General features: G+C 69.9%; 18 protein-coding genes and 1 tRNA gene. 11 read left to right on the plus strand and 8 right to left on the minus strand.

Annotation, left to right across the window (positions count from 1 at the left end; translation table 11 throughout):
* The 6 genes from E5F05_RS16370 (at position 1) to E5F05_RS16395 (ending at position 6,727) form a co-directional block, all read left to right on the plus strand.
* The gene (locus E5F05_RS16370; protein WP_129119703.1) at positions 1–510 is read left to right on the plus strand and encodes an MgtC/SapB family protein; all 510 of its coding nucleotides are present in this window, start codon (positions 1–3) and stop codon (positions 508–510) included.
* Between the two features lie 60 nt (positions 511–570).
* Positions 571–1,224 (plus strand): GntR family transcriptional regulator, encoded by a 654-nt coding sequence (locus tag E5F05_RS16375; RefSeq protein ID WP_129119704.1) that lies wholly within the window; start codon positions 571–573, stop codon positions 1,222–1,224.
* Positions 1,221–2,153 (plus strand): proline dehydrogenase family protein, encoded by a 933-nt coding sequence (locus E5F05_RS16380; protein WP_129119705.1) that lies wholly within the window; start codon positions 1,221–1,223, stop codon positions 2,151–2,153. The genes E5F05_RS16375 and E5F05_RS16380 overlap by 4 nt, the downstream gene beginning before the upstream one ends.
* A 4-nt stretch (positions 2,154–2,157) precedes the next feature.
* A complete protein-coding gene (locus tag E5F05_RS16385; RefSeq protein ID WP_129119706.1) occupies positions 2,158–3,033 on the plus strand; it encodes an SDR family oxidoreductase in 876 nt (291 codons plus the stop codon).
* Complete coding sequence (gene pruA / locus E5F05_RS16390; protein ID WP_129119707.1) at positions 3,026–4,597, plus strand: L-glutamate gamma-semialdehyde dehydrogenase; 1,572 nt, start codon at positions 3,026–3,028, stop codon at positions 4,595–4,597. The genes E5F05_RS16385 and pruA overlap by 8 nt, the downstream gene beginning before the upstream one ends.
* Before the next feature lie 378 nt (positions 4,598–4,975).
* Positions 4,976–6,727 (plus strand): S8 family serine peptidase, encoded by a 1,752-nt coding sequence (locus E5F05_RS16395; RefSeq protein ID WP_129119708.1) that lies wholly within the window; start codon positions 4,976–4,978, stop codon positions 6,725–6,727.
* Positions 6,728–6,781: 54 nt separating this feature from the next.
* Here the strand turns inward: E5F05_RS16395 and E5F05_RS16400 are convergent, their stop codons facing one another.
* The 7 genes from E5F05_RS16400 to hspR form a co-directional block, all read right to left on the minus strand.
* Positions 6,782–8,149 carry a phytoene desaturase family protein gene (locus E5F05_RS16400; RefSeq protein WP_241687217.1) on the minus strand — a complete coding sequence of 456 codons (1,368 nt, stop codon included), beginning with the start codon at positions 8,147–8,149 and terminating at the stop codon, positions 6,782–6,784.
* 50 nt (positions 8,150–8,199) lie between these two features.
* Positions 8,200–9,078 carry a UbiA family prenyltransferase gene (locus tag E5F05_RS16405; protein WP_129119710.1) on the minus strand — a complete coding sequence of 293 codons (879 nt, stop codon included), beginning with the start codon at positions 9,076–9,078 and terminating at the stop codon, positions 8,200–8,202.
* 268 nt (positions 9,079–9,346) lie between these two features.
* A complete protein-coding gene (locus E5F05_RS16410) occupies positions 9,347–9,892 on the minus strand; it encodes a phosphoribosyltransferase family protein (protein ID WP_129119711.1) in 546 nt (181 codons plus the stop codon).
* Positions 9,893–9,919: 27 nt separating this feature from the next.
* Entirely contained in the window at positions 9,920–10,450 is a 531-nt protein-coding gene (locus E5F05_RS16415; protein ID WP_129119712.1) for a phosphoribosyltransferase family protein, read from the minus strand.
* Positions 10,451–10,499: 49 nt separating this feature from the next.
* Positions 10,500–11,372 (minus strand): metallophosphoesterase, encoded by an 873-nt coding sequence (locus E5F05_RS16420; RefSeq protein ID WP_306461366.1) that lies wholly within the window; start codon positions 11,370–11,372, stop codon positions 10,500–10,502.
* Complete coding sequence (locus tag E5F05_RS16425) at positions 11,369–11,863, minus strand: NUDIX domain-containing protein (RefSeq protein ID WP_129119713.1); 495 nt, start codon at positions 11,861–11,863, stop codon at positions 11,369–11,371. The genes E5F05_RS16420 and E5F05_RS16425 overlap by 4 nt, the downstream gene beginning before the upstream one ends.
* Positions 11,860–12,603, minus strand: coding sequence for a heat shock protein transcriptional repressor HspR, fused homodimer type (gene hspR, locus E5F05_RS16430; protein ID WP_129119714.1), 744 nt, complete (start codon positions 12,601–12,603; stop codon positions 11,860–11,862). The genes E5F05_RS16425 and hspR overlap by 4 nt, the downstream gene beginning before the upstream one ends.
* Positions 12,604–12,771: 168 nt before the next feature.
* Here hspR and E5F05_RS16435 point away from each other — a divergent pair, with 168 nt between their 5' ends.
* From E5F05_RS16435 to E5F05_RS16455, 5 genes are all read left to right on the plus strand, one after another.
* On the plus strand, positions 12,772–14,139 hold the full coding sequence (locus E5F05_RS16435) for a dipeptidase (protein WP_129119715.1): 1,368 nt from the start codon (positions 12,772–12,774) through the stop codon (positions 14,137–14,139).
* Between the two features lie 97 nt (positions 14,140–14,236).
* Positions 14,237–14,809, plus strand: coding sequence for a phosphoribosylglycinamide formyltransferase (gene purN, locus E5F05_RS16440; protein WP_129119716.1), 573 nt, complete (start codon positions 14,237–14,239; stop codon positions 14,807–14,809).
* Positions 14,806–15,357, plus strand: a complete 552-nt coding sequence (locus E5F05_RS16445) for a DUF402 domain-containing protein (protein ID WP_129119717.1) — start codon at positions 14,806–14,808, stop codon at positions 15,355–15,357. Before purN ends, E5F05_RS16445 begins: the two co-directional genes overlap by 4 nt.
* A gap of 55 nt (positions 15,358–15,412) precedes the next feature.
* Positions 15,413–15,502: transfer RNA gene (locus tag E5F05_RS16450), tRNA-Ser, on the plus strand.
* A 61-nt stretch (positions 15,503–15,563) separates the two neighbouring features.
* Positions 15,564–15,959, plus strand: a complete 396-nt coding sequence (locus E5F05_RS16455; protein ID WP_129119718.1) for a hypothetical protein — start codon at positions 15,564–15,566, stop codon at positions 15,957–15,959.
* Positions 15,960–15,962: 3 nt separating this feature from the next.
* Here the strand turns inward: E5F05_RS16455 and E5F05_RS16460 are convergent, their stop codons facing one another.
* Positions 15,963–17,132, minus strand: a complete 1,170-nt coding sequence (locus tag E5F05_RS16460; RefSeq protein ID WP_164973517.1) for an MFS transporter — start codon at positions 17,130–17,132, stop codon at positions 15,963–15,965.
* Positions 17,133–17,137 lie beyond the last annotated feature (5 nt).

The following is a 17,137-nucleotide window of genomic DNA, read 5'->3' on the forward strand; positions in this document are numbered from 1 at the left end:
GTGGAAACCTTCTGGACGGAACTGCGGCTGATGCAGGGCCTGCTGGCCGCCTTCGCGCTGAGCGGTCTGATCGGCTGGGAACGCGAGGGGCGCGGCCACAACGCGGGCCTGCGGACACACATCCTGGTCGGGGTGAGCGCCGCCCTGTTCGTGGTGCTGGCCGACACGCTGATCCTGCGCTTCGCGGACGACTCGGCCCAGGTCCGCTTTGACCTGGTCGGCGTGCTGGGGGCAGTGGTCAGCGGGGTGAGCTTCCTGGGCGCCGGGGCCATCTTCTCCGACCGGCGGGGCGAGGGAGCCAAGGGGCTGACGACGGCAGCGGGCCTGCTCGCCACCGCCGGGGTCGGCGTGGCGTGCGGCCTGCACCTGTACGTGCTGGCCACCGGGGCCACCCTGCTGTTCCTCTTCACGCTCGGCTGGCTGGGCCGCCTCGTGGGGGAGAAGGTGCCGGGCAAGGCGGAGGCACGTTCCGCAGGGCAGCCGGAAGACCCGGGCAGCGGCCGCACCTGAGCTGGCCCGAACGGAGATCCAGCCTTTCCAATTCCGCAAGGGTTGTATACAATATCCAAGATGACCTCCTTCGAGCGGCCGACCCTGGTGCGTGACGGTGTCTATGGACACCTGCGCCGCGCCGTGCTGGATGGTGAAATCGCCCCCGGTGAGCGGCTGGGCGAGGCGGAGCTGGGCGAGCGGCTGGGGGTGAGCCGGACGCCGATCCGCGAGGCGATCATGCGGCTGACGCAGGAGGGGCTGCTGGTCGCGGAGGCGAACAAGGGCGTGCGCGTCCGCACCGTCAGCGCCGCTGAGGCGCGCGATACCTACGTGGTCCGCGAGGAACTCGACGGGCTGGCGGCGGCCCTCGCCGCACAGGCGCATAGCGAGGCGGACGCCCAGACGCTGCGGGCCGCGCTGGACGCCCTGAATGCCGCGCGGGGCGGCGACTACCGCGAGCAGACCCGCCTCGACCTCGCCTTTCACCAAGGCGTGGCGCTGGCCGCGCACAATGCCGCCCTGGCCGATCTGGCGCGCGGGCTGGAGCAGCGCGTCGCCCTGATCAAGCACCAGACCCGCACCTACAACGCCCACCCCGACACCGAAGCGCAGCACGCCGCGATCCTGGAAGCCATCCTCGCCCGCGACGCGGACACGGCCCGCGCGGCCGCCCGCACGCACGTCCGTACCTTTGCCGCCCTCGTCATGCAGAACCTCGGAGAATCCATATGATCGACCAGCTCTACCGCAAGGCCGTCCTGACCGTCTCGGGACAGAAGTTCGTGGAAGACCTCGTGCGCTCACGTGCCTGGAGCGTGGCGCAGCGGTTCGTGGCGGGTGAGGACGCCGCCTCGGCCCTCCAGGCCGTCCGCGAGCTGGAAGGTGACGGCATCCTGGGGAACCTCGACCTGCTGGGCGAGTTCGTCGCCTCGCCCGAGAAGGCGAACGAATTTGCCGAAAAGGTGCTGAGCCTGCTGGACCAGGCCAATGCCGCCGGAATCCCCCCCTACGTCAGCATCAAGCTGTCCAGCGTCGGCCAGGGGCAGACCGTGAACGGGGAAGACCTGGGTCTGACCAACGCCCGCCGTATCGTGGGCCGCGCCAAGCAGTACGGCGGCTTCGTGTGCCTGGACATGGAGGACCACCCGCGCGTGGACCTCACCCTGGCACAGTTCCGCACCCTCGTGAACGAGTTCGGTAACCAGTTCGTCGGGACGGTGCTGCAAAGCTACCTCTATCGCAGTGAGGCCGACCTCGCCGCCCTGCAAGACCTCCACCCCAACCTCCGCATCGTGAAGGGCGCGTACCTCGAACCCGAATCCGTCGCCATGCCCGACAAGGCCGACGTGGACGCCAGTTACCGCCGCCTGGTCTACGCGCAGATGAAGGCGGGCAATTACGTGAACGTCGCCACCCACGACGAGAGCATCATCGAGGACGTGAAGCATTTCGTGCTGGCCCACGGCATTTCGCGTGACATGTTCGAGTTCCAGATGCTGTACGGCATCCGGCGCGACCTGCAAAAGGAACTCGCCCAGCAGGGCTACCGCGTCCGCGCCTACATCCCCTATGGGCGCGACTGGTACGCCTACTTCAGCCGCCGCATCGCGGAGAGGCCCGCGAACGTGATGTTCGTTTTGCGGGGGATGCTGAAGGGGTGAGGCCGTGACGCTGATTGGTGTGACGGGCGCGCCCGGCAACGTGGGGACGCCGCTGGTGCAGGCGCTCCTCGCCCGTGGCGCGCGGGTGCGGGTGCTGGCCCGCCGCCCCGAGCACGCCCGCGCCGTGTTCGGGGAACAGCCGGGGCTGGAGTTCGGCCACCTCGAATTCGGGGACCGGCGCACCTACGTCGCGGCCTTCCAGGGTCTAGACCGCCTCTTCGTGACGCGACCGCCCCAGATCAGCCAGGTGCGGCGCGACATGGTGCCCGCGCTCGACGTGGCGCTGGGAGCAGGCGTGAACCAGATGGCCCTGCTCTCGCTGCAAGGGGCGGAGCACAACCCGTTCGTGCCGCACGCCCAGCTCGAAAAGTACCTGATGGGGAGCGGGGTGGAGTACACGCTGCTGCGCCCCAGCTTCTTCATGCAGAACCTCACCACCATGCACCTGCCCGAGTTGCGCCAGGGCGAGGTGTTCGTTCCGGCGGGGCGGGGCCGCACCAGTTTCGTCGATACACGCGACGTTGGTGAGGTCGGGGCCCTGGTCCTCACCGAGCCGGGCCACGCGGGACAGGCGTACGAACTGACCAGCGCGGAGGCCCTCACCTACGCGGAAGTCGCCCAGAAATTCACCGCCGCGTCGGGCCGCCTCATCCGCTACACCGATCCCAGTCCCCTCGCCTTCTACCGCCGCCTGCGGGCGCGCGGCGTCCCCAGGGGCCAACTGCTGATCATGGAAGCCATCTACGCCGCCGCCCGCTTCGGCCTCGCCGCCCGCGTCACGCCCGACACCGCCCGCCTGCTGGGCCGCCCACCCCGCTCGTTTGACGAGTTCGCCCACGACGCCGCGCCCCTTCTGCAAGAGGAGAAAGACCATGCTTAAAGTTCAGGACTACCGCCCCCAGCCCTTCATCGACTTCACCCAGCCCGAGAACGTCGCCGCGTATCAGGCCGCCCTCGCCAAGGTTCGTAAGGAACTGGTCGGCAAGCACTACCCCCTCATCATCAACGGTGAGCGGGTGGACACCGAGGAGAAGTTGACCTCCGTCAACCCCTGCAACACCTGCGAGGTGATCGGCACCACCGCAAAGGCCACCGTCGAGGACGCCCAGCGCGCGCTGGAAGGCGCATGGGAAGCCTTCGAGACGTGGAAGACGTGGGATATGGACGCTCGCGCCCGGATTCTGCTGAAGGCCGCCGCGATCCTCAAGCGCCGCCGCCTGGAAGCCTGCGCGCTGATGACGCTGGAAGTCGGCAAGAGCTACGCCGAGGCGGATGTGGAAGTGGCGGAGGCGATTGACTTTCTGGAGTACTACGCCCGCAGCGCGATGAAGTACGCGGACTTCGGGGCCGCCGAGACGACGTGGTTCGAGGGCGAGGAAAACGGGATGCTGTACCTGCCGCTGGGCGTGGGCGTCAGCATCTCGCCCTGGAACTTCCCCTGCGCGATCTTCCTGGGGATGCTGGCCGCGCCGCTGGTGGTGGGCAACTGCGTGATCGCCAAGCCTGCCGAGGATTCGGGCATGATCGCGGGCTTCGTGGTGGACATCCTGCTGGAAGCGGGCCTGCCCGCCGGGGTGCTGCAATTCCTGCCCGGCATCGGCTCGGAGGTGGGCGAGTACCTCACCACGCACCCGAAAACGCGCTTCATCACCTTCACGGGGAGCCGCGCCGTGGGCCTGCATATCAACGAGGTCGCCGCGAAGGTCGTGAAGGGCCAGAAGTGGATCAAGAAGGTGGTGCTGGAACTGGGCGGCAAGGACGCGCTGATCGTGGACGAGACGGCGGACCTGGACAACGCCGTGACCGCCGCCACCCAGAGCGCCTTCGGCTTCAACGGCCAGAAGTGCAGCGCGATGAGCCGCCTGATCGTGGTGGACGAGGTGTACGACGCGGTGGTGAACGCCTTCGTGGAGCGCGCGAAGGGCCTCAAGGTCGGCACCGGCGAGGAGAACGCCAACGTGACGGCGGTCGTGAACGAGGAGAGCTTCGAGAAGATCAGCCAGTACCTCGCCCTCGGCAAGAATGAAGGTGAGGTGCTGCTGGGCGGTGAGGCGCCCGGCGAGTGGGACGGCAAGAAGGGCTACTACGTCGAGCCGACCATCATCGGGGACGTGAAGCCCACGGCCCGCATCGCGCAGGAGGAAATCTTCGGGCCGGTGGTGGCGGTGCTGCGTGCCCGCGACTGGCAGGACGCGCTGCGGATCGCCAACTCGACCGAGTACGGCCTGACCGGCGGTGTGTGCAGCAACGACCGCGAGCGGCTGGAACAGGCTCGAAACGAGTTCGAGGTCGGCAACCTGTACTTCAATCGCAAGATCACCGGCGCGATTGTCGGCGTGCAGCCCTTCGGCGGCTACAACATGAGCGGCACCGACTCCAAGGCGGGCGGCCCGGATTACCTGGCGAACTTCCTGCAACTCAAGGCCGTGACCGAACGCTGGTAAACGGTCTGTCTCTCTATTCAGGACAGTGAGGGCGGGACGGGTCAGTTGCGATCCGTCCCGCCTCTCCTTCAATCACACTTCCGGACCAGAAGAGGAACCGGGATCAGACCGAAAGGCTGAGGCCGTGGCTGGAGCTTGAACGCTTCAGCCATAATTTTTTTGCCAATCGAAAACCCGGCTTATGAAGGGCCAAATACTGTACATGATGTGTGATGAAGCGGAACATGAACCGCGTCCAGATCGGCCTAGACAAGTCATGAACAGGGGATAAGGAGGGCTCTAGCATTCCGGCCAAGCCCATTTCCTTCAGCCCTCTCCATGTACGGCCCGGCACCACTCAGGTCCGTCCCGGCGTCTTTCCCTTTTCCGGAGGTTCTCATGCAGCACACCCGTACTCTGCTCGCCGCGACCCTCGCCCTCACGCTCGCCGCCTGCGGGCAGCAGGCCCAGATCACGCCCCCCGCCGCCAGCACGCCGGAGCAGACCGCTGTGAGTGGGGACGCTTATCTGGTGGGCTTCAAGGAGAGCAGCCTGGGGGCGCAGAGCCTCAGCGCGCAGGAGCTGGCCGCGCAGGCGCAAGTGCAGGCGCAGGCGATCACCGCCGCCGGCGGCACCCTGACCAGCCAGTGGGCCGACATCAGCGCCGCCGCCGTGCGCCTCAGCCCGGAGGCGCTGGCCCGGCTGAAGGCCAATCCGCTGGTCGAGTACGTGGAACCCGATCTGGTGCGCCATGCTATGGGGATGCGGAGCGGCGTGACGGATGCCAGCCCCGCACGGGCGAGCCTGGGCGCGCAGAGCTTGACGGCGCAGGCCACGCCGGTCTACACGGCAAACGGTGAATACACCTGGGGCGACAACGCGCTGAAGGTGCCCAGCCTGCGCGCCAGCAACTACACCGGGGCGGGCGCGGCCGTCTGCGTCACGGACACCGGCATCGACGGGAATCACCCCGAGTTCGCGCGCAAGCTGAAGGGTTTCAAGAACTTCGTGACGACCGAGACGAACCGCAATGACCCCTACCAGCTCAACGACGTGTCGCACCACGGGACGCACGTCTCGGGCACCATCTTCGCGCAATACGGGGCGGGCACCGGGGCGACCGGGCAGCAGTCGGGCATGGACCCGAACGGCGTGGGCGGCGTCGCCAGCGGCGTGAACCTGTACATGGCGCGCGTGCTGGGCGACACGGGGTCGGGCAGCAGCAGCGGCATCATCAACGGCGTGAACTGGTGCGTGGCGCAGCTCAAGAGCCAGGGGGGCACCGAGAACAAGGTCGTGGTCAGCATGTCGCTGGGCGGGGGCCGCGCCAGCCAGACCGAGCAGCGCGCCTACACCAGCGCCTACAACAAGGGCGCCCTGATCGTTGCGGCGACCGGGAACGACGGGGCCGCCGTCTCCTACCCCGCCGCGTACACCAACGTGGTCGGCGTGGGCGCCATCGACAGCAGCGAGGCCAAGGCCGACTTCTCCAACTTCGGCCCGCAGGTCGATCTGGTCGGCCCCGGCGTGAGCGTGCTGAGCAGCGTCCCGCTGGGGCAGGGCACGGCGGCCAGCGCCAGCGGCGGCGGCGTGACCTTCAGCGATGTGATGGCCGCCGACAAGAGCGGCAAGGGCACCGTCAGCGGCAACGTGGTGGCGGCAGGGGGCACGAACAACGAGTTCTGCGGCACCAGCACCCGCAACGCGGCCCTCAGCGGCAACATCGCCCTGATTGCGCGCGGCACCTGCTCCTTTGAGGAGAAGACTGCCAACGCCGTCGCCAGCGGCGCCAAGGCCGTCATGATCTACAACAACGCGGCGGGCGCGCTCGGGATGAGCCTCACGAACGCCTACAGCATCCCGGTGGTCGGGATCACGCAGGCGGACGGGCAGGCGCTGCTGGGCAAGCTTCCCACCACCGGCACCGTCAGCGTGACCGGCGCGGACTACGAATACTTCGACGGCACCAGCATGGCGACCCCGCACGTCAGCGCCGCCGCCGCCGCCGTCTGGGCCGCCAAGCCCAGCCTCACGAACACGCAGCTCCTCAACCTGCTGACCAGCACCGCCAAGGACCTGGGCGCGGCGGGCAAGGACGACAACTTCGGCTACGGCCTGGTCAATCCCTACAAGGCCATTACCGGGCAGTAAGCGCAGGCCGCCAGGGGCCGCTCCCGAGGTGGGGCGGCCTTTCGCGTTCAGGCGCTACAGGCCCCTCTCCCCCATCAGCCGGTCCACGATGAGCGCCCCCCCGAGAATCGCCGGGATGCCGCCGCCGGGGTGAACGCCGGTGCCGACCTGCCAGAGCTTCGGCTGGGGGTGATACCGCTGGGGGTGGAGGGGGCCGCCGCGCCAGGCGGGGAGGGCCGCGCCGTAGATCGCGCCACCGGGATGCCCGCCCGCCGCATAGTGACTGGGAGGCAGGGCCAGAAGGTCCCGCGCGGAGGCGAGCAGGCCGGGCACGCCCAGCGTCCGTTCGACCCGCTGAACCTGCGCCCGCACCCAGGGATGTTCGGGGCTGAGGTCCTGCGCGGTGGCGGGTGCGGTGAGCAGCACGGCCAGGCGCGGCCCGTCCGCGTGGACGAGCGCGAGGGTGTCGGGCGGCCACGCCCCGGCACGCACGGCGCGGCGGAAGGTGCCGAAATCGGCGGGCGGGAGGACAGAGGTGACGGGGAGCGGTGCGGGGCCGGGCAGCGCGGCATAGAGGGCGACGCCGCTCACCGTCCGGCGGGCGACGGGCGAACGAACAGGCCGCCCGAGCAGCGCCGCGAGGCGGGCCGGGTCCAGGGCGCTCACCAGCAGGTCGTGGCGGCGCACCTCTCCCCCCTTCAGGGTGAGGCGGGCCGCCTCCGCATCCACGCGGACCACCTCCGACCCCTCCCGCACCTGCACGCCGCGCGCCGCACCGAGGGCCAGCAGCGTGTCGAGGAGGGCGCCCATCCCCTGCGCGGGCCGCAGCACGCTGTCCGCGACGAGGGCGGGAACCAGGGCGTACAGCGAGGGCGCGTCCTGTGGCGCGAGGCCTGCATTGAGCGCGTGCGTGCGGACAGCGTGTGCCAGGGCCGGAGGCAATCGCCGGGCACGCACCCATGCCTCAGCGGTGAGGTAGCCCCCGGTGGCCCGGAACAATGCGGCGCTCGCCTGCCGGAAGGTCGGGTCACCCAGACGCGGCGGCGTGGTCAACAACGTTCCGAGGTGCGGGGCCAGGGCCTGTGCAGGCCGGAGGTAAGCCTCCCAGGCCGCGCGCAGCGGATGATCCAGCGGAACGGGCAGCGGCACCGGGCCAAAGGGCGTGTGGTGCACCCCCAGCCCGCCGGGCAGCGGGCGCAGGTCGAGCGGGTCCGCCTCCCCCAGCCGGGCCAGGAAGGCCCGCCACACCTCCGGAAAGGTGAAGAGGCCCGGCCCGGTATCGAACACCAGCCCGCCGACCGTGACGCGCCGCAGCTTGCCCCCGGCCCGGTCCCGCTCGTACACGGTGACGGCGTGCCCCCGCTGCCCCAGCAACGCCGCGAGCGCGAGGCCCGCGAGGCCGCCGCCGAGGATGCCGATGGACCGTGAGTGGTGAGTGGGCAGTGGTGAGTGGGAAAGGCGGGGCTGAACGCTGACGGCTGACGGCTGACCGCTCAAGGCCACAGCCCCCGCGCCAGCAGATACACCAGCGGCACCCCCGCGACCGTGCCCACCAGCCAGGGCGTGACGATGCTGAGGGGGTAGAGCCGGGCGGCGCGTTCGGGTGTGGGCTGCCGCAACAGCGCGAGCGCCATCCCGCCGCAGACCAGCCACAGCGCGGCGGCCGTCAGGCGGCTCAGCGGCCACAGCAGCGCCCCGGCGAGCAGGAACCACATCAGGGCGTAAGCGGCGGTCCCGCGCACGCCGAGGGTGGTGGCGACCGTGCGCGTCCCGGCGAGGCGATCGGCGGGCACGTCCTGAGCGGCGTCGAAGGCATGCTTGCCGACCGAAAAAGTCATCAGGGCGGCGAGGGGCAGCCAGGGCAACGGGGCGCCCAGCACCAGCGCGGGCAGGGCGAGCGGCAGCGCGTAGGCGACGTTGCTCAGCCCGTCGAGAAGGGGTCGGCCCTTCAGGCGCAGGGGGGGCAGGCTGTAGAGGGCGAACAACACGACCGCCAGCAGGAGCAGGACGCTGGCGGCAGGCGGCAGCAGCAGCGCGAGCGCCAGCAGAAAGGGCGCGTTCAGCGCCAGAATCGCCCGGAGCAGCGGGCTCCCTTCCCCGGCGGTCAGCCGCGCCCCCTGCCACCCCCCCTTGCGGGCGGACAGCGCGTCCTCCTCACGGTCCGCGAGGTCGTTCAGCCCGTAGATCAGCAGGTTAAAGGGCAGGGTCAGGTAGGCCAGCAGCACCAGCAGACCGGGGTGGAGGGTGTAGAGGTGCCCGGTCAGCCACAGGCCCGTCACCAGCGTGCCCACCGTGTTCACCCACAAGGCGGGGCGGGCCACGGCCAGCAGTCGCCGCAGGGGCAGTCGGGCGGGAAGGGTCAGGGGACGCATGGCGGTGTTCGGACGCGCGGAGGGGCGCGGACAAGCCGCATTGTAGAGGGGAAGGTGTCAGGCCGCCGGGACAGATGCCGGGGCAGGCCCGGACCAGCGGCACGGCACAGGCGGGGGGCCTCCAAAGGCCGCAGACCTCGCCATCAGACGCCAAGATGGCCCGCTCCAGGGAACGCCTTCCCCCGCCTCTGATTCTTCCTCCGGCGGAACCTGCTGGCCTGCGCGCCCGGGTCAAACAGGGGTGATCCTGATTCGGCCCGCAGGCGGATCAGAGGCTCTCGGGCAACTCCTGAAGGTACGTGAGGGGCAGGTTGGACGTTCCCTGCTTGAAGGCGGCGAGGTAACCGGCGACGGTGCCGCCCGCCCGCTCGACCAGCCGCGCCAGTGCCCTGGCGGTCCCGCCCGAGGCCACCACGTCCTGCACGATGGTCACGCGCTTGCCTTTCAGGCGGGCGGCGTGCGGGCCGTCGAGCCACAGCGTCTCGGCCACGCCGAGCGTCATGCTGGGGACATCCTGGATCAGCGGGTCCTGCATGTAGGTGCGGCGTTTCTTGCGGGCCACCACGTACGGCAGCCCCGAGCGGTCGCTGATCTCGTGCGTGAGCGGCAGCGCGTTGGTCACGACCGTGAGCAGCACCTCGGTGCCCGGCGGGATCAGGGGGAGCATCGCCTGGGCCGCCGCGTTGGTGAACTCGCTGTCGCCGATGAACTCCACCAGCGGCACGCGCCCCACGCTGCCGACGCGCACGGTGGGAAGTTCGCGGGTCACGTCACCGACCGTAACGCGGAGGCTGTTCCTGTCAAGCTGAGTCACGCCGCCTACCCTACCCGAAGTGCGTTCTCAGGTGTACAGCGGCAGGTGTCCCAGCGCGGTCACTTCCGGGCGCTCCTGGCCCTCGGTGAAGACGGCGACAACGGCCGCGACCTCGCCGCCGACCTCCTCGATGATCTGACGCAGGGAATTGAGGGTGCCGCCGCTCGATACCACGTCGTCCACGATGGCGACCTTGTGACCCCGGATCTTGGGCACGTCGAAGCCGTCGAGGACCAGCAGCTGGGGCTTGCCGGTGGTGATGCTGACGACCTCGCGGGCGACGGGGTCCACCATGTAGGGCTTCTGGGTCTTGCGGATCACGACGTAGGGTTTGCCCGTCTCGCGGCTGATCACGTGGGCGAGGCCGAGCGCCTTGACCTCCGGCGTGACCAGCACGTCGACCTCGGGGGGCAGCAGCCGGGCCAGCTCGCGCCCGGCGGCCTCCGTGACCTCGGTGTCGCCCAGCATGTTGAAGAGGGCCACGCTGACACCGGGGGCCACCGGCACGACCGGCAATTCACGGGTGACGTTCCCGACCTCGACCTTGTGCGTTCTCACGCGGCTGAGTGTACCCCTCCGGTCGGGCGGCCGGGGCGTGGAGCGCGCCTCAGTCCTGCGGCCTGCCGCCCGGATAGTCCACGATCTCCGCGATGCCCTGTCCCTCCAGGCGGGTGATGAAGCCCGCCTCCTCGCGGTAGGCCAGTCCGCTGTCCAGCGCGACGCACAGGTGGCCCGCGTAGACCACCGGGCGGCCAGGGCCCTGTTCGGTTGCGTAGCCCTGCTCGTCCAGCAGGATGGACACGGGCGTATGGCCGTGGGCGAGCCGCTCACCACCGAAGGCCGTCAGCAGGTGCCGGGCGACCTGCTCGCTCCCGGGGGCCACGAAGGCCAGGCGGTCGGCAAAGGCGTTGGCGAAATGGCCCCAGACTTCCGGCGAGTCACTTTGCAGGAGCCGCGCGACGTGGGCGTTCACGGCGTCCACGCTCCGGCCCAGGTGCAGGTACATCGGGGTATCGGCGTGCAGCAGCAGCCAGCGGCCCGCGCGGGCCAGGGCAGGGCGGACGGCCAGCCAGGCCTGATCGGCGGCATCCAGCCGGGCGGCGTCGCTGACCTGCCCGCCGTTCGAGAGCCAGTATTCCCGGAAGCCGTACTGATCGTGCGGGTCACGCCGCGCGAACCGCAGGGCCGCCAGGAGCATCACCTCATGGTTGCCCAGCAGCGCCGTGACGCAGCCGCCCGCCGCCCGGGCCTCCGTCTCCAACCTGCGGATCAGCCGCACGACTCCCGCGCCGTCCGGCCCCCGGTCGAGGTAGTCGCCGAGAAAGACCAAGTGCGAGGTTCCGCCCGTCCAGCGGTCGTCCGTGCCGAGCAGGCCCGCGCGGCGCAGCAGCGTCCGCAGCTTGTCGAGCGCCCCGTGAACGTCGCCCATCACCCACAGGCCCCCCGTGGGGGCGCGCAGCAGTTCGCCGGGCAGGGTCACGCGCCCTCCCCGACCTGTGCCCGGAGAACCCGGAAGTAGGCCCGCGTGGCCTCGCCCACCTCCCCCGGCAGCGCCGCGAGGGGCCACCAGGCGACCTGCGCGGCGTCGTCTCCGGCCCGGGGCCGATCCTCGGGGTGCTGGCCCTCCCCCTGCCGCGCCACGTACAGCACCGTCACCCAGGCGACCACGTTGCCGTCGGGGTAGGTGTGGCGGTGCGCCTCCCCGCTGAACACGCCCAGCAGGGTGAGGGGTCCGGCGATCAGGCCGGTTTCCTCGTGCAGTTCGCGGCGGGCGGCGGCCTCCACTTCCTCGCCCACGTTCACGCCGCCCCCGGGGAGGTCCCACAGGCCATTGTCCCCCCGGCGGATCAGCAGGACTTCACCCTGGCCGCTTAGCACGGCGATGCCCGCGCCGACCTGCTGGCAGACCTTGCCCGCCCTCTGCCCGCGCCGCTTCAGGGTCTGAAGGACACTGACCCGCACCGGTGTCATTTGCCGCTGTCCCCGTCCCCCTCGTCTCCGTCCTCCGGCCCCACCTGGCGTTCCGGGGCAGGCAGGGTGCGCCAGCTCGTCATGCGGTCGCTGATGTCCTGCTGGAGGCGCTGCACGTTGCCTTCCATGTGTGCCCGCGCGCTGTCGAGCTGGTGCCGCAGCCGCATGATCTCCTCCACCCCGGCGAGGTTGACGCCGAGTTCCTGGGTGAGGCGGCGAATCTCGCGCAGGTGCTCGATATCGCGTTCGGAATACAGCCGGGTCTTGCCGCTGCTGCGCCCGGGCCGGATGAGCTGTTTGCGCTCGTACAACCGTAACGTCTGCGGGTGCATGTCCACGAGTTCCGCCGCGATGGAGATCACGTAGACGGGGCGGTCCCTGGGGTCGAGCTTGCCGTCCGGGGCGGGGAGCGGCTGCGGCGCCGTCGCCCGCTCGCGCAGTTCGTCCTCGAGGCGCTCGATCTCGGCCTCGAACTCGCCCTGGAGATCGTCCAGTTCGTGCTGGAGGCGCATCACCTCCTCGACCCCGGCGAGATTGACACCGAGTTCCTGGGTGAGGCGGCGAATCTCGCGCAGATGTTCGATGTCGCGTTCGGAATACAGCCGGGTCTTGCCGCTGCTGCGCCCCGGCCGGATCAGCCCCTTGCGTTCGTAGAGCCGCAGCGTCTGCGGGTGCATGTCCACGAGTTCCGCCGCGACCGAGATCACGTAGACGGGGCGTTGCTTGGAATCGGTGGCCATACCTTGCTTGAGTATACGGGAAGCAAGGTTTTTGAACGTGGAGAAAGGTGAGGTTAACTGTTAGTGGTGAGTGGGGAGTGGAGGCTTCAGCCTGAGCATCCGCTTCCGCTTGCCGTTTCCACTGCCCACTCACCACTGCCTACTTCCTCTCCCCGGTATCATCCGCCCATGACCCAGTCCCAGAATGCCGACCTGACCGCCCTGCAAGACCGCCAGGGGGCCGAGCAGGAACTCTTTGAGCTGCTGCGGATTCCCAGCGTGAGCGCCGACCCGGCCCACACGGGGGACATGGCGCGGGCCGCCGGATTCCTGCGAGACAAGCTGCAAGCTCTCGGCTTCACGGCGCGGGTGGACCCGACCGCCGGACATCCGCTCGTGTACGCCGAACGCCTGGACGCACCCGGCCAGCCCACCGTGCTGATCTACGGGCACTACGACGTGCAGCCCGAAGCGCCGCTGGAGGAATGGGTGACGCCGCCCTTCGAGCCGACCGTGCGGAATGGCCGCATCTACGCGCGGGGCAGCACCGACGACAAGGGCCAGGCCTACGCCCATGTGCGCGGCGTGGAGCTGCTGTCGAAGGCCGGGCCGCTCCCCGTGAACGTGAAGTTCCTGCTCGAAGGCGAGGAGGAGGTGGGCAGCCCCAGCCTGGAGGCGTACCTGAAGGACCACGCCGACGAGCTGAAGGCCGACGTGATCGTAATTTCCGACGGCAGCCGCTTCGCACCGGACGTGCCCACCGTCACCTACGGCCTGCGCGGGCTGAGCTACGTGGAGATCCACGTGCAGGGTGCCAACCGCGACCTGCACAGCGGCAGCTACGGCGGGGCCGCGCCGAACCCGATCAACGCGCTGTGCGAGATCATCACCCGGCTCAAGGACGACCAGGGCCGCATCACCATCCCCGGCTTCTATGACGGCGTGGAGGAGCCGACCCCGGAGGAACGCGAGATGTGGGCCAAGCTCCCGCACAGTGACGAGGACTTCGCGGCCTCCATCGGCGTCTCCGACCTGCCCGGGGAGCAGGGGTACAGCACGCTGGAACGCCTGTGGGCGCGGCCCACACTCGACGTGAACGGCATCTGGGGCGGCTATCAGGGCGAGGGCAGCAAGACGGTGATTCCGGCGAAGGCCGGGGCGAAGGTGTCCATGCGCCTGGTACCCGGCCAGGACCCCGACCGCATCACCCGGCTGGTGCAGGACTACGTGCCCACCCTTGCCCCCCAGGGCGTCCAGGTGGAGGTGAAGGCTCTGCACGGCGGCCAGCCGGTGAAGGTGGACCTGGACTCGCCCTTCATCCAGGCCGCCGACCGCGCCCTGACGCGCGTGTACGGCAAACCCGCCGCCTTTGGCCGCACCGGCGGCAGCATCCCGATTGTCGCGGCCTTCCGCTCCCTGCTGGGCGCCCCCGTCCTGCTGGTGGACTTTGGCCTCAACGAGGACGCGCCCCACTCGCCCAACGAGAGCTTCGCGCTGGAGGACTACCACAATGGGATTCTGACGAGTGCGTATCTGCTTCAGGAGCTTGGGAAGTGAGGATGCTTGTGGCGCGTAGCTTGTGGCTTGTAGAGGAGGGGCATCTCTTTTTCCACAAGCTGCAAGCGACAGGCCACAAGCCCGCCGCGAGGCACCCATGATCCTCGGCTTCCTCGCCTCCCACGGCGGCAGCGCGGCGCGCTTTCTGACCGAAGCCTGCCGGGACGGGCGGCTCAGCGCCGTGCCGGTGGCGCTCGCCAGCAACAACAGCGGCAGCGCGGCGCTGGCGTGGGCGCGGGAGGCCGGGCTGAAGGCGGCGCACCTCAGCGGCGCGAAATACCCTGACCCGGACGCGCTGGACGCGGCGATTGTGGCCTTTTTGCAGGAAGCGGGCGTGGATACGTTGGTGCTGAGCGGCTACATGAAGGCGCTGGGGCCGCGCGTCCTTTCCGCCTACGCGGGGCGGCTGGTGAACATCCACCCCAGCCTGCTCCCCCGGCATGGCGGGCGCGGCATGTACGGCGACCGCGTGCATGAGGCGGTGCTGGCCTCCGGGGACAGCGAGTCGGGCGCGACCGTCCACCTCGTTACCGCCGGGATCGACGAGGGGCCGATGCTGGGGCAGGTGCGGGTGCCGGTGCTGCCGGGTGACACCCTCGCCACCCTTAAGGCGCGAGTGCAGGCGACCGAGGGGGAATTGCTGCTGCAAGCTCTGCGGAGTCTCGTTTGAAACGGAAGGTCTTTGACCTGCGCGCCTGGCCGCGTGTGGCCCGGCACACCCAGACGGTCACGCCGGTGCCGGGGTACGTCATCGTGGACTTTACCGCGCACGAGGTCGGCCGGACGCTGGACGTGCCCTTCGGTGACCGGACCATCCGCATTCTCGACCACGGCTCCCGCTGGGTCCGCGTCCACCCCACGGGAACGGGTGCGGGCGCCATCGGGGATGCGCTGACCGTCATGCTGGATGCGGCGGGCTGTCCCGAGCAGCTCTACGTGGACATTCACGCGGGCGAAGGCGTGGGTGGGGACGGCTTCCCCTGGATCGACGACCTGTACCTCGACGTGATCGCCGACTGGCAGGAGGGGTGGCGGGTTAGCGAGACACACATCATCGACGGCGAGGAACTGGAAGAAGCGGTAGAAGCGGGCCTCGTCTCCCCTGCCCTGGCCGAAGCGGCGTGGGCACACGCGCGGAAGGTGGAGGAGGAGCTGAGGATGGGGACGTATGGGCCGTTGGGGGTGGTGCGGGGGTATCTGGAAGACCCTTACACCTGAACGACCCACCGCCCGTTTGATTTTCCCCACCCCTTCCGCTAATCTGCTCTGCGCTGGAACGGTGTCCGAGTGGTTGAAGGAGCACGCCTGGAAAGCGTGTATACGGGCAACCGTATCGAGGGTTCGAATCCCTCCCGTTCCGCCAATCAGGCCAGAGGGCCGCTCACCGCTAGACGGGGGCGGCCCTCTGGCCGTTAAGCTGTGACATGGCCTCCGTACTGGGGACCTTCCTGCTGCTGCTCCCCCTGCTGCTCCTGCTGGGGTTCGGGGTGGCGGGGATGCTGGCCGCGCGGGAGTACCAGCACACCGGCTCACATGCGGCGGTGTGGCGGGCGGGTGCGTGGCTGGCGTTGGCCGCCGCCTGCGTGCCCCTGACGTTACCCATGATGGACGCGGTACTGGGCGGGAATGGTGGGACTGTGAATGAAAAGCTCCTGCTCGCCCTGCTGGCGCTGAGCGCCCTGCTGTTCATTCCCGCCCTGCGCGCCACGCTGCGGGAACGGGGCGGCCAGCCCACGCTGGGTCTGCTGCTGTGGCCGCCCGCCTTCCTGCTGCTGCTCCTGCCCTGGATCGGGGTGATCCTGGGGTATGTGCTGGGCTGAAGCTCAGGGCTTGCGCGCCCGCCACGCACTCACAAGCGGCAGCAGCGCCAGCACGGCGCACACATGGGCGAGGACCGGGAAACCCACCTGGGCGATGACCAGTCCGCCCAGCAGTGTCCCGGCGCCCGCTGCCACGTAGCCGAGGCCGTCGGTGATGCCCTGGGCGGCGGGATAGCGCGAGAGCGCCTTGCTCCCCGTCACGAAGGCGAGATTCCACCCCAGACCCAGCAGGAACATGCTGACGCCCAGCCAGGCGGCACCGGGCAGCGGCGCAGTGAGCGCGGCGGCGGCGAGCAGAAGCGCCCCTCCCACGTAACCCACCCGCAACCCCAGCCGGTCGATCAGCGGCCCGGTCAGCCAGCCGAAGCCGAACATGCCCGCGATATGGCCGGAAATCAGCGCGGCCACGCCCCCGTGATCCATTCCGAGATGGTGCGCCCGCAGTGGCGTCAGGCTCATCAGCGTGACCATCAGGCCCTGGGCGGTGGCGAGGGCCAGCGCGGTGGAGCGCACGCCCGGCACGGCGAAGGCCTGGCCGATGGAGAGCCGCGCTCTCGATGGCAGGGGCGCGGCAAGAGGCGTCCACAGCAGCATCAGCAATGCCGCGGTCCCCAGCAGTCCGCCCCCGACCAGCCACCCGGCGACCTCGGCAGAGGTGCCCAGGCGGGTGCCGAGGCTCTCCACCGCGCCGGAGAACCCGGTCATCAGGAAGGAACCCAGGACGCTCATCAGCATCAGCAGACCCAGGGCCGTGCCGCGCCGCGACTCGGGGACGCTCTCGGCAGCAGCGTAGCGCGCCTGCTGGTAGCCGCCCTGTGCCCCGCCCATCATCGCCGCCCCCAGCAAAAAGAGGGGCGTGAACCCGGCCCGCGCCCCGAGGAAGCCCAGGACGGCGCCGCAAGCTCCCAGCGTGAAGGCAGCCCCCAACCCCACCCGGCGCCCCGACCGCAACATCAGCGCGCCGAACAGGCCCGCCGAGAGGGCGGCCGACGCACTGATCAGCGTGCTGGGCAGCCCCGACAGGCTCTCGCGGCCCAGGTTGCTCATGATCAGGCTGGCGAGGACCGTGCTGACGGTGGTCGCGCCGGTCGCCAGCGCCTGCGCGGCATACAGCGGAAGGAGCCGCCCCAGCGGCAGGGCGGGGGCGGCATTCGGGCGAGTCTCGGCGCTCAAGGCGG

This window comes from Deinococcus metallilatus (assembly GCF_004758605.1).
Classification (GTDB): domain Bacteria; phylum Deinococcota; class Deinococci; order Deinococcales; family Deinococcaceae; genus Deinococcus; species Deinococcus metallilatus.